Below are 13,184 nucleotides of genomic sequence, written 5' to 3'. Positions count from 1 at the left end.
GGCTTATATTATATAATATTTATATTATTTTATATGTACAATCTTCTTTCTTTAGTATACAAGAGGGTAAATTTTATTGTTAAGTCTATAATAACCATATAAAAATCTTGCAGTTTTTTATACTTAGGAAATGAGAGAAACTGCAAAGGATAGTTTTGGCTCCCTTTCATTTCAGCTCATCTTTTCATTGTTTAAATAAACAAGAGTACCTTAAGCCATTCTCATGAAAAAAAAACCTTTTGACTCTCAAAATAATTCTTTGCGTGCAATTATTGCCGCTATTGCAACCATTGGCACTGTTGGAACAGCATTGGCAATGGGAACACAACTTGTCTCTCTTCTTATGGCAGAGAAAGGACTTTCCAACAGTACAATCGGCTATAGTGGAACAGTTGGTGGAATCGCCACAATTATTGCAGCTATTTTTACGTCTCGAATTGCCTTATGCTTAGGAATCGCTCAAACAATATTGCTTATGATGGCGATAGAATCTTTAAGTTTTTTAGGATTCTATTTTTTTGATCCCATATGGATTTGGTTTATTTTAAAGTTTATATTACATTTCAGCATGACAGTTATGTTTATCCTGTCAGAGTTTTGGATCAACAGTTATGCTCCCCCAAAAAAACGCGGTTTGATCCTTTCTATTTATGCTATTGTCTTAGGATTAGGGTTTATAATAGGTCTAACGCTGCTAGCAAAAGTGGGAACACAAGGATTTATTCCTTTTGCTGTTGGATATAGCCTTATTATACTTGCTACTATACCAATTCTTACCGCTTGGAAATTAAGTCCAGAATTTCAAAAAAATCAATATATGCCATTTTTTCGTTATCTTTTTCACGTTCCAAGTGCAATGATGGCGGTCCTTGTTTACGGGGCCATTCAAATGGGCGTATTAACTCTTATAATACCCTTTAGTTTATCCATTGGTTATAATGAGAATGAAGCAGCACATTTTATGGCAACCCTTGCACTTGGGAATATTTTCCTCTTAATTCCTATCAGCATTATAAGCGACTACGCCAAAGATCGACGCTACCCGCTGATGAGTTGCGCTATTCTAGGTTTTATAGGAACTTTTATAGTACCATGGATTCTTCAATATCCATGGATTCTGATGCTTGATTTGTTTTTTCTGGGTGGTGTATCAGCGAGCCTTTATACAATTAGTCTTGCACATTTAGGAGCCCGTCTCAAGGGGCAAGAACTTGCTGCTGCTAATTCTGCTTTTATTTTTTGTTATGGAATTGGTATGCTCATCGGACCGACCTTTATCGGAAAATCCATGGATATCTTTAAACCCTTTGGTTTTTCAATAGCCATGGCTGTTTTTTTCGGTTTATATGTCATTTTGGTGTTTGTCCAACTTATGAGAAAATTAATCAGCTCTTGACTTTTTTGAGAACATCCGTAGTGTTGCCGGAAAATCTGATGATGTCGGAAATAAGTTTTGACAGCAATAATATTTTTTCAGTATAAATAGGGTATTTACATTATGGCTAAAGCAGCAACCATTAAGATCAAGCTTTTATCAACTGCAGATACTGGTTTTTTCTATGTAACAAAGAAAAACAGCCGTACAATGACAGATAAAATGAGCAAGCGTAAATATGATCCAGTTGTAAAAAAGCACGTTGAATTTAAGGAAACAAAAATTAAATAAATAAAATTATTATTAAATTGATAGATTTTATACTCCAAAAGAAATGTGGGAGTATTGCTCTTCAAAGTTATTTTTTGAGGGATGTTTTTTTATTTCCTTAAGTTTAAAAAGTTTACTTTAAACTTTGTATGTTTTGTACGGATTTGGATAAGTTGATTTATTATTTAAGTTGCTTACATATATTCTGTATGAGTATTTGATTATTGTGATATCTAATGAAAATTTTGTCATTAAAACGAAACACTGTTTCGTCATATGAATAAAGTTTCTCGGGTCAATTATAAACAATACTAAAATAGAGTTATAATAATGTTAGCAGTTTCTTTATTTCATGAAAAAATCTTTTTCTCATTTTAATCTAAGAAGCTTTAATCTAAAAGTTATCGGTTTCAGTATTTTTGTCGCTGCTAGCATTCTTATCATTATGTCAACTTATTTTAAGAAAACTCAGCTGTTGCCTCAAAAAGAAAAATTTTCTTCTCAAAACACTGTTGAAGGAAATGCATTAATCATTGATGGCGATACCATTATGATTTCTTCAATTAAGATTCGACTAGCTGGAATTGATGCTCCTGAACTCCACCAATTTTGTGGAAAAAAAGAAGCACGCTACCCTTGTGGGCTTGAGGCAAAGAAATATTTAGAAAAACTATTAAAAAATCAAACTGTTACATGTCACTGGCAAAAAACAGATAAATATCGCCGTATTCTTGCAACATGTAAAACAAAACAAGTTAGCAATATCAACGCAACACTTGTACATAATGGTTGGGCTGTAAATTATTATGAATACCCCAAAGAAGAGCAAGAAGCTAGAAAGAAAAAGAAAGGAATATGGGCATCAAGTTTTCAACGACCAAAAGAATGGCGCAAAGCAAATCCTCGCACAGAATAAAAAAATATTTTTTAATTTTATTTACTAATGAAACAATGTAGCCCAATTATCAAACTTGAAAAAGAGATCTATTCCTGTCGTGTTTGCGTCCAACAACCCCATTATTTTCCTCCTCTTCCTCATGAACCAAACCCTGTCGTTTATTTATCCGATACTGCTTCGATTGCAATTGCAGGCCAAGCACCAGGGTTGCGTGTCCATGAAACTTCTATCCCTTTTAATGATCGCTCTGGCGAAAAATTGCGTAATTGGCTAGGTGTCACGAAAGAAGAATTTTATAATAAATCTCTCTTTGCTATTGTTCCTATGGGATTTTGTTTTCCAGGTTATGATAAAAATAAAGCTGATTTACCACCAAGACGTGAATGTCGAGAAATATGGCATGAAAAGATATTTCAGGCAATGCCTCAAATAAAGCTTGTTCTTGCCATTGGTCGTTATGCGCAAAAGTGGCACATTACAGAATTAAAACATAAAACCGTTTCTGCAACTGTTGGTGATTGGAGAAATATTCTTTCCATTCCTCAACCTCGAGGCTATAATGTTATGCCTTTGCCTCATCCGTCATGGCGAAATACTTCTTGGTTACAGAAAAAACCATGGTTTAACGATGAGCTTATTGTATATCTGCGTTGTTTAGTGCGTAAATTTTTATAAATTAAAATATTGAGAAAAAATATGGATCGTCTTGACCGAAAAATTTTACATCTTTTGCAAGAAAATGCGACACTTTCTGTTGCTGATATTGCTAAAAAAGTGGGACTTTCGACCACTCCTTGCTGGCGTAGAATTCAAAAACTTGAAGAAGATGGCGTCATTCAGCGTCGTGTTGCTGTTCTTTCTCCAGAAAAAGTAAACGCACACGTCACTGTTTTTGTGTCTATTCGCACAAATACACATAGTCATGAATGGTTTAAGCGTTTTTCAAAAATTGTGCAAGAATTCCGTGAAGTCATTGAATTTTATCGAATGAGTGGAGATATTGACTATTTATTGCGTGTTGTTGTGCCCAACATTGAAGCTTATGATCTTTTTTATAAAAAATTAATTTCTAAAATTGACATCCGTGATGTCTCTTCTTCTTTCGCAATGGAACAGATTAAATATACAACAGAACTTCCACTTAATTATATTAAATTACACGACAAGACGCATGAACAAAGCTCTTAAGATTTTTTATATCCGTCTTATGATCTTTTAGGCATTCAAACTTTCTTGTTAAAAAACACCATTTGTGCATGTGTTAAAACAGCAGCTTTGACAATACCAGCTGCCATAGCTGCTCCTGTCCCTTCACCAAGACGCATCCCCAAATCTAGAAGTGGTTCTTTGCCAATTTTTTTTAAAAGTTTACGATGAGCTGTCTCAGAAGAAACATGTCCAACAAGGGTATGATCAAGAGCTTTTGGATGTATTTTATAAAGGATCGCTGCTGCTGCTGTTGCCACAAAACCATCTAAAATAACGGGTATCTTTTCCATTCTTGCCGCTAAAATAGCACCAACCATAGCAGCAATTTCACGTCCTCCTAAGCGACGCATTATCTCAAAAGGATCATTTAAATGCTCCTTATGCAAGGAAACTGCTGCCTTAACCGCTGCTATTTTACGCTGATAAAAATCACCCTCCGATTCCATATCATATCCTGTCCACTCTTCAACGTCTCCACCAAACAATGCTAAACATAAAGCTGAAGCTATTGTTGTGTTTCCAATTCCCATTTCACCAATACATAAAAGATCTGTTCCACCCGCAATGGATTCCATTCCAAATGCCATTGTAGCAGCTGCACTTCTCTCGTCCATTGCAGCATCCTTGGTAATATTCATTGTTGGATATTCCAATGCTAAATCAAAAATTTTTAATCCCAGATCATAAGCGATACAAATTTGGTTGATAGCAGCACCGCCAGATGCAAAATTTTGTACCATTTTTTGTGTCATAGATTGTGGAAATGGTGTAATATTCTCCTCTACAATACCATGGTTTCCAGAAAAAATAGCAACCAAAGGTCGCGTTACTATAGGTTTTTCTGTACCTCTCCACCCCGCATACCAAACAGCAAGATCTCCTAGTTTTCCCAATGTTCCTTGCTCTTTTGTTAAGTTTTTTTGCCGTTTTTTTGCCAAAATTATAGAAAACTCATCAGCAACAGGTAAATTTGTAAGTAAAGCACGAAAATCATCAAATGGACTAGCGATCATAAGGATACCTTTTAAAATCTACAATGTTTATGAAAATCACGTCATATATACAGGATATGAATAATTTATTGTTTTTTTAACAGTGCTTTAAAAATGTTAAATACTATGAAAGCAATAATTTCTACATTCTATTTTCTACCCCAATAACAAACGTGCAAGATTCAAAATGTTATTAATATCTTATGACTACCTTTACAGTGATACCCTTAAGTTATTTTTTATTTAATAGGTATAATCAGCATGCCGTTTAATATATAAATTCTAACATTCTTATTCATAATAAAAGTTATAAACTTTCAAAAACTTATAAAATTAAAAGGATCAAAATTATCGCAAAGAAATCAAAACGCAAAGGATCTCAACTTTAATATATGTTAATTGTCTGACTGTTATTAAATGAGAGCATAAAAAGCTTCTTTTAAAGTACATATATCTGCGTTTGGTTTTGTCGCATCATTTGATAGTATTTGCCGCCATCGACGTGCCCCACCCCGCCCATGAAATAAACCAATCATGTGACGTGTCACATGAGAAAGCCGCCCCCCCGATGCAATATGTCGAGCTGCATAATCACACATAAGCTCAATAAGATCACTCTCACTTAGACTATTCTGCGACTCACCATAGAGTTCAAAATCAATATGTTTTAACAAAGTTGGATCATGATAAACTTGGCGACCAACCATGACAGCATCACAGAAAGTTAAGTGTTCTTTGATCTCATCAATCGATTTAATTCCACCATTTATCCCAATGAATTTATGAGGATATTGACGTTTTAATTTGTAAACCCTTTCATAATTAAGGGGCGGAATATTGCGATTTTCTTTCGGACTCAATCCTTGTAGCCATGCCTTGCGTGCATGTATCCAGAGCGCATCACATCCAGCATTCCAAACTTGATTAGCCAAAAGATCTAATGCTAATTCTTCATCTTGTTCGTCCACTCCAATCCGACATTTGACAGTTACAGGTATAGTAACCTCTCGTTTCATTGCTTCTACGGCATTTGCCACAATGTCTGGATGTAGCATCAAACAAGCTCCAAAGACACCTGCTTGAACACGATTTGATGGACAACCAACATTGAGATTTATTTCGTTGTAGCCAAAATCCTCAGCAATTCGTGCAGCTTCTGCTAACTTTTTCGGATCTGCCCCCCCTAATTGTAATGCAACTGGACGTTCTTTGTCGCTAAAAGCCAACAATTGTTCGCGAACACCATGAATGACAGCATCTGCTACCATCATTTCCGTATAAAGGAGAGCTTTTTTCGTTAAAAGACGATAAAAAAATCTGCAATGTCGGTCTGTCCAGTCCAACATTGGTGCTACTGCAAATTTTATAGGCGATGGAAGATTGTAAAATATCATGAGGGTATTACTCTCATGTCCCTATAGCTCTCTCTTTATACATAAAAAAAAATACTTACTTTTAGTTTACGGAAAATTTTATTCTCTTATACTATCATGAGTATAATAACAGCTCATTATTTTCAATTGATATCAAGGTTTACTACAATCAATCATGCCACAACACAATATCGCATTTCTCATAGATTAGTGTTCAGGTATATAAACATGAAAAAAGAAGATTTTTACTATAATATAAAAAACTCATTTATAAGTTCTTCTTACGCTCTTCAAGCCTCTTCCCTTACATGATTTAGTACAGCATTTAAGATAATAAATGCTAAACTAACACATTATAGAATTTTTCATGATCGATTTAATTTTCTTTAGATTTTTTTAACTCATTGTGCAAATAAACGATACAGAAAGTAGCTTTATCTTCTCCTAAAGAAGGAAAAACCCTTATTTCACAGGAATCTAATTATAAATTATTTTTTATCAATGAGTTCTTTTTGGTAATATTCTTAGATTTCACTTTATAAGATAGACAAATTTCATCTTAAATATTCTATCTAATTTTGCCATTTCGTGATTCTTGCAAAAAAAAACTAAAATCAGGGTATAGACAACCATTGCCTTTTTAATATCTATAATAATATCAGTATCTCTCGAAGGAAAATATTTTACAATATTGCAGATACAATCTGTAAAATGAAATGATCATAAACGTTGTTCAATCTCTTGTTGGCTTTGCATATAGGAAGAAAGAGTATCAACCTCTTGTTCATTAAATAGGAGCCCCAGTTTTGAACGACGCCATAACACATCTTCACATACTTTAGCCCATTCTTTTTCCATCAACCATTTTACTTCTACTTCATAAAGCCCATGTCCAAAATTTTTTCCTTTATTTGCCTTACCATGTGCAAAGATCACCAATGCTTCCGTACCGTAGGAGCGTGCAAGCCTGCGATGTGTAAAAGCATCTAAATCTGGCATTAAAAGAGCAATCCTATTTTCGATTGTATCTAATTTGTTATAGGGAAAATCACCCCCTGGAAGTACTGCCTTAGCCGTCCATGATGCTCCCTTTTTACCAAGCTCTTTTTCAACAAATTTCATCGCATCTTCAGCCAACTTACGATAAGTTGTAATCTTTCCACCATAAAGATTAAGTATCTTTGGTGTCGTTCCTGTTCCCATTTCTTTTAAAACATAATCGCGCGTAATTTCTTGTTCTTTTGAAGCTCCATCATCATAGAGTGGACGAACTCCCGAGTAAGACCAGACAATCGTTTCAGGCAACACTGGTTGTATGAAATATTCACTGGCTGCTGCACAAATATAATCAATTTCTGTATCAGTAATATGAACGTCAGCCGGATCTCCTTGATAATTACAATCTGTTGTTCCAAGTAAGGTAAAATCTTCTTGATACGGAATAGCAAATATAATACGCCCATCACCATTTTGAAAAATATAAGCACGATCATGAGTATAAAGCTTGGGAACCAAAATATGAGAACCTCTAACAAGCCGTACTGGTGAATGTTCTTTACAATCTAATATGCTTGCTAAAACATGATCAATCCAAGGACCTGTCATATTCGCGACATAAGAAGCTGTGACACTATATTCTTTGCTACTTAACTTGTCTTGAAGAAAGATACGCCATTTATTGTCTTCTTTTTTTAAAGAGAGAACTTCTGTTCGTACTTTTATATCAGCTCCCCACTTTTCTGCATCACGAGCATTGCCAATAACTAAACGCGCATCATCTACTCTTGCATCAGAATATTCAAAACCTCTCTGATATTCTTTCTTCAGTGTAGAGCAAAATTTTTTTGAAAAATTAATCGTTTTACTGCGCCACAATTTCTGATTCCAATTCCCTAAATAATCATAAATAAAAAGTCCAAAACGCAACATCCAAGCAGGGCGCAATTCTTTATGATAAGGAAGGAGAAAACGCAAAGGACGCACAATATGTGGAGCCATACGTAAAATGATCTCGCGTTCTTTCAATGCTTCACGAACAAGTTTGAACTCATAGTGTTCAAGATAACGAAGCCCACCATGAATAAGCTTTGTTGACGCACTTGAGGTCCCAGATGCAAGATCGTTCATTTCAGCCAATCCCACTTTAAATCCGCGTCCTGCTGCATCTCTTGCCAATCCACAGCCGTTTATCCCTCCTCCAATGATAAACAGCTCATAATGTGTTGTGGTTTTCATAATTTCACTTTTCATTATTTTATTTTGTTTCTCAGTACTCAATAAATCAACAGGAAAAAATAATACAAGTGTTCTTCATTGTATTATCAACGTACTTTTTCCTAAAATAAACATGCACAAAAAGCTTTTGATACCCTTATACATCAAAACAACATTTGACAAATTAAAGAGATTTTTTTTATCTTTTACAAAACATAATCCTTACCAAGACAAGGTTTATCATATGAAATCTTTTTAGAGAAAAATTGATGTTTTTTCTCATTCTTAAAGATACACTATAACTAAATGCTTCATTGCACATAGATAGCGCTTTTCATATAGTTCACTCAGTGACACCCTAAAAAATGTGAAGGTATACAAATGAATTATCACTCTCAAAACTCGAAAATAATACTTTTTTCAAAAATTTTAGTCATAGTTATGTCGAGTATTTTAATCTTTTTACCTTCTTTATCAAACGCAACATCACACTCAAAAACAGCAAATGATTTAAGCTTAGAAAAGCTTAAATCACAACTTTTGGAAGATTCTAGCTTTTTATCTAAGCTTAAAGAAAAAATGATACCACATACTGATTCTCATCATATTCAACAAATCGTCAGAGAGTATCTTCTTACTCATCCAGAAATTATGATTGAAATGCAGCTTATTCTTCAAGATAAGCTGGAAAAACAGAATGAATACGAAAACCAAAAACAAACTTCTGTCATTCATTCATTAGAAAAGGAAATTTTTCACTCTCCTCATGACGCTGTTTTGGGGAATCCAAATGGTAAAAAAATACTTGTTGATTTTTTTGATTACAATTGCAGATTTTGTAAAAGTGCCTATTCAGATATAGAAAGCTTGATAAAAGAATATCCAGATCTACGGGTTATTATCAAGGATTTACCGATTTTGGGATCTGATTCTATGGCGGCTCATACCGTTGCCTATGCATTTCGAAAACAATTTCCAGAAAAATATCCTCAGTTTCATAAAAAGCTTTTAATGCATCAAGGGCGTGCAAATGAAGCTAAAGCTATAAAAATAGCTGTTTCATTAGGAGCAGATGAAAAAAAACTACATAATGCAATAAAAGATCCCACTCTGCAAAACGCTTTTAAAGAAAACATTCAAATTGCCTCTGCACTTCATATTACGGGAACACCTTCTTACATCATTGGTAATAAAATATTCATCGGCGCAGCCAGACAAGATATTCTAAAACAAGCGATAGATAATACACAGTGAATACCTGATCCGTTTTAGGAAGAATACTGTAAATGAGGTAATTTTATGCTTTCTCTTTTTTGATAACAGGCTTATAAGTGCAATTTTACGTAAAGCAGATACAAGTTTTAAATTGCAAAGTATAATGATTTAAAGGAAATAAAAATCTTTAAAGCCTCAAAAGATGTCATCCCTAATCTAGAGATATTCGGTCATAAAATGAGATTCGGTCATAAAATGAGATAATGACGATCTTCATTGATCAAGGAGTTAGAAATAAAATGGCAACAAAAAAAATGGATTCGGCAAAAACCGCAATTGATACGAAAATTATTCGTGATCTTGCTGAAATTTTGAATGATACAAATTTAACGAACATTGAAGTTGAACAAGGGGAGCTTCGTATTTGTGTCTCACGCCAAAATACCTTAATTTCTTCTGAGCAAGCAATCTATGCTCCTGTTTCTACTCCTACTTTTTCTGTAACATCTTCTCCAGTTCCAACAGCTGAATCTCCTATACAATCTATCCAAGAAGATAAATCAAAAAACACAATAACCTCTCCCATGGTTGGAACAGCTTATCTTGCACCTTCACCAGGCGCGCAACCTTTTGTAGAAGTAGGACAAAATGTTTCTGAAGGGGAGACATTACTTATTATTGAAGCCATGAAAACAATGAATCAAATTTCATCACCACGCTCAGGCACAGTAACCACTGTTCTTGTCAAAGATGGTCAACCTGTTGAATTTGGTGAACCACTTATTATTGTTGAATAAAACGAGGGGCAACCATGATTCGAAAAATCCTCATTGCTAATCGGGGAGAAATTGCTCTTCGCGTTTTACGTGCATGTAAAGAACTTGGCATAAAAACCGTGGCTGTTCACTCTACCGCTGATGCAGATGCAATGCATGTTCGTCTTGCTGACGAAAGTGTTTGTATTGGACCTCCTCCCGCTCGCGATTCTTATTTGAGTATTCAGCAAATTATTGCTGCTTGTGAAATTACAGGAGCTGATGCTGTTCATCCAGGTTATGGTTTTCTTTCTGAAAATGCAAAATTTGCGGATGTTCTAGAAGCTCATGATATTACATTCATCGGTCCAACAGCTACTCATATCCGAATCATGGGCGATAAAATCGAAGCAAAGAAAACCGCCAAAAAACTTGGTATTCCTGTAGTTCCCGGTTCAGATGGGGCCGTCACTGAAGAATCAGATGCTTTACGCACTGCTCGTGAAATTGGTTATCCAGTTATTATCAAAGCTTCTGCCGGTGGTGGTGGACGTGGTATGAAGGTTGTTCATTCTGAACAAGAATTTTCTATAGCTCTCAAAACGACACGTTCAGAAGCGAAAGCTGCTTTTGGTGATGACGCTGTTTACATAGAAAAATATTTAGAAAAACCCCGTCATATTGAAATTCAAGTCATAGGTGATGGTGCGGGAAATGCTATTCATTTAGGAGAACGCGATTGTTCACTTCAACGACGGCATCAAAAAGTATGGGAAGAAGCTACATCACCTGCACTTAATGAAACAGAACGGAAAAAAATTGGAAGTATTGTTGCAAATGCCTGTGCCAAACTTGGATATCGTGGAGCTGGTACTATTGAATTTCTTTATGAAAATGGCGAATTTTATTTTATTGAAATGAATACACGTTTACAAGTCGAGCATCCTGTAACTGAAGCAATTACAGGTATAGATTTAGTCCACGAACAAATCCATATTGCATCAGGCTGTAAACTTTCAGTGACACAAGATGAAGTCTGTTTTTCTGGTCATGCCATTGAATGCCGTATTAATGCAGAAGATCCTATTAACTTTACGCCATCACCTGGAACCATTACACATTTTCATACACCTGGAGGTTTAGGGATTCGTGTTGATTCAGGCGCTTATTCAGGTTATCGCATTCCTCCTTACTATGATAGCATGATTGGAAAGCTGATTGTTCATGGACGTACCCGTTTAGAATGTATGATGCGTTTACGGCGTGCTTTAGATGAATTTGTCGTCGATGGGATAAAAACTACACTGCCTCTTTTTCGCGATCTTATTAATAATCAAGATGTTGCTGATGGTAATTATAATATTCACTGGCTTGAAAAATACCTTTCTCATCAATCAAAGTCTTCAGATTCGTAATTTGATAGCAAAATAGTGCATTCTTATAAAAGATTCTATAAGATATCAACATAAGGATAGTGCCAACCTTGCTGTAAAAAGTGGTAAAAGGAAATAAATTGGTTATTTTTTATATAGTTTTCTTTTAATATACATAAAATTTAATAATTTTCTGTTTTCCTTTTTGTTAGTTTGTGCTAACTCCTACATGGTTACGCCCTTATAGCTCAGTTGGTAGAGCACCTGATTTGTAATCAGGGGGTCGGGAGTTCGAGTCTCTCTGGGGGCACCATGCTCTTTTTTATCCAAAATGATTTATTGATTTTCCATATATTTTTTACAGTGAGGGACGCGTAAATAAAAGTTAGGGAATAGGATTTTTTAACCTATCTCTATAGGACGCCTCTTTTTTTGCAAACTTTCTCAAGAAGGTCTTTTAATTCTGCTAAGGTTTGTTGTGAAAAATTCTCTAAATTTCTAACAAACTCACCAACAGCTTCACGCCTCAACGGATCAGAAGTCTTGATTGTAAAACTTTTGCGACAAGCATAAGCTGCTTTCCTTAAGAGAGAAGCCTTCTCTTTATCTAAACCATAAAGCTCTATGATCCTTTTCTCCAGTCCTACAGGAACAGATTTTTTGCCAATCTCGACAGAAGATAAAAATGCTACAGATATGTCTAATTTTTTAGCCATATCTAAAGGCGTTCTGAATGATCAATGCGAAGTTTGCGTAAGGTTTTACCAAATGGTGTAAGCATCAAAAAAAGTCCTATTAGAGAAGAAATATTTTCTTCTGATTCTAACAAATCTTTTTATGATTTTCTTCAATTATTGCGAATCAAGAGTTCTTTTCGGAGTGATTTTTTAGCAAAACCAGAGGTTCAAAGGGTCTCTAATTCTAAAAAGTCAAAATCCTTAAAGATCTCTCGAACCGCATCACAATCATTCAGACTCAAGACAAATTTGCCTTGAATACTTTTGAGAACTTTTGCCATACTTACAAAATCATCTTCAACAAAATTCCCAGAGCTATAGCACTTCTTCTTTACAAGATAAGGAGGGTCTAGGTAAAATAAACTGTCGGGTGCATCAAATAGCTCGATAGCCCGCTCCCACGACAAATTTAAAATCGTCGTATCAAGAAGCTTCTGTCTAACACGTTTCATCCTCGCTAAAAGCTTTTCGGGATTAAATGCTATAGGCTTTTTTCTTCCAAAGCTAAAAGAGACATACTCTTTTTTCCCATACATCACACAACGCTGGAGAAATAAAAACCGTGCGGCTCTTTCAACTTTGGAGAGCTCTTCTGGGTCAATCGCAGCAAGGTCAAAAAACAACTGTCTTGAACAAACAAACTACTCCAATCGTTTGGCTAAATCATCAAAATGGTTTTGAACGCATTGAAACAGATTCGTGATCTCTCCATTCAAATCATTAATCACGGAATATTTTGCTGGTCTTTTATTTAGGAAAATAACACCAGAGCC

Annotated in this window: 11 protein-coding genes, 1 tRNA gene and 2 pseudogenes; 9 read left to right on the top strand and 5 right to left on the bottom strand. The window is 35.0% G+C overall.

Translation table 11 applies throughout. The features are described 5' to 3' along the window. Nucleotides 1–223 precede the first annotated feature (223 nt). From ACFINY_RS05540 to ACFINY_RS05520, 5 genes are all read left to right on the top strand, one after another. Nucleotides 224–1,396, top strand: coding sequence for an MFS transporter (locus ACFINY_RS05540; protein ID WP_375700915.1), 1,173 nt, complete (start codon nt 224–226; stop codon nt 1,394–1,396). Nucleotides 1,397–1,498: 102 nt separating this feature from the next. Next, a complete protein-coding gene (rpmG, locus tag ACFINY_RS05535; RefSeq protein WP_004864083.1) occupies nt 1,499–1,666 on the top strand; it encodes a 50S ribosomal protein L33 in 168 nt (55 codons plus the stop codon). Nucleotides 1,667–1,997: 331 nt separating this feature from the next. Further along, nucleotides 1,998–2,561, top strand: coding sequence for a thermonuclease family protein (locus tag ACFINY_RS05530; protein WP_375611942.1), 564 nt, complete (start codon nt 1,998–2,000; stop codon nt 2,559–2,561). Nucleotides 2,562–2,588: 27 nt separating this feature from the next. Continuing rightward, entirely contained in the window at nt 2,589–3,218 is a 630-nt protein-coding gene (locus ACFINY_RS05525; RefSeq protein ID WP_375611943.1) for a uracil-DNA glycosylase family protein, read from the top strand. Nucleotides 3,219–3,239: 21 nt separating this feature from the next. Beyond that, a complete protein-coding gene (locus ACFINY_RS05520) occupies nt 3,240–3,731 on the top strand; it encodes an Lrp/AsnC family transcriptional regulator (protein WP_375608344.1) in 492 nt (163 codons plus the stop codon). A gap of 35 nt (nt 3,732–3,766) precedes the next feature. Here ACFINY_RS05520 and cobT read toward each other — a convergent pair whose 3' ends face one another. The 3 genes from cobT to glpD form a co-directional block, all read right to left on the bottom strand. Continuing rightward, nucleotides 3,767–4,765: a nicotinate-nucleotide--dimethylbenzimidazole phosphoribosyltransferase gene (gene cobT / locus ACFINY_RS05515; protein ID WP_375611944.1), complete on the bottom strand. Its 999-nt coding sequence runs from the start codon at nt 4,763–4,765 to the stop codon at nt 3,767–3,769. 392 nt (nt 4,766–5,157) lie between these two features. Next, a complete protein-coding gene (gene dusA / locus ACFINY_RS05510; RefSeq protein ID WP_375611945.1) occupies nt 5,158–6,138 on the bottom strand; it encodes a tRNA dihydrouridine(20/20a) synthase DusA in 981 nt (326 codons plus the stop codon). Nucleotides 6,139–6,837: 699 nt separating this feature from the next. After that, nucleotides 6,838–8,367 carry a glycerol-3-phosphate dehydrogenase gene (gene glpD / locus ACFINY_RS05505; protein ID WP_375611946.1) on the bottom strand — a complete coding sequence of 510 codons (1,530 nt, stop codon included), beginning with the start codon at nt 8,365–8,367 and terminating at the stop codon, nt 6,838–6,840. 345 nt (nt 8,368–8,712) lie between these two features. Here glpD and ACFINY_RS05500 point away from each other — a divergent pair, with 345 nt between their 5' ends. The 4 genes from ACFINY_RS05500 (at nt 8,713) to ACFINY_RS05485 (ending at nt 11,987) form a co-directional block, all read left to right on the top strand. After that, the gene (locus ACFINY_RS05500; protein WP_375611947.1) at nt 8,713–9,585 is read left to right on the top strand and encodes a DsbA family protein; all 873 of its coding nucleotides are present in this window, start codon (nt 8,713–8,715) and stop codon (nt 9,583–9,585) included. A 260-nt stretch (nt 9,586–9,845) separates the two neighbouring features. After that, entirely contained in the window at nt 9,846–10,343 is a 498-nt protein-coding gene (gene accB / locus ACFINY_RS05495) for an acetyl-CoA carboxylase biotin carboxyl carrier protein (RefSeq protein WP_375700914.1), read from the top strand. A gap of 14 nt (nt 10,344–10,357) precedes the next feature. Next, on the top strand, nt 10,358–11,716 hold the full coding sequence (gene accC / locus ACFINY_RS05490) for an acetyl-CoA carboxylase biotin carboxylase subunit (protein WP_375657794.1): 1,359 nt from the start codon (nt 10,358–10,360) through the stop codon (nt 11,714–11,716). A 195-nt stretch (nt 11,717–11,911) separates the two neighbouring features. Next, nucleotides 11,912–11,987 (top strand) — tRNA-Thr (locus ACFINY_RS05485). 100 nt (nt 11,988–12,087) lie between these two features. Here the strand turns inward: ACFINY_RS05485 and ACFINY_RS05480 are convergent. Continuing rightward, nucleotides 12,088–12,455, bottom strand: a pseudogene (locus ACFINY_RS05480) (XRE family transcriptional regulator). A 123-nt stretch (nt 12,456–12,578) separates the two neighbouring features. Then, nucleotides 12,579–13,184, bottom strand: a pseudogene (locus tag ACFINY_RS05475) (DNA adenine methylase); the annotation flags it as partial.

The organism is Bartonella sp. AA23NXGY (genome assembly GCF_042197165.1).
In the GTDB taxonomy this organism is placed as follows: Bacteria; Pseudomonadota; Alphaproteobacteria; order Rhizobiales; family Rhizobiaceae; genus Bartonella.
The sequence above is the reverse complement of the archived record's forward strand: the minus strand, read 5'-3'. Positions and strand labels throughout refer to the sequence as shown.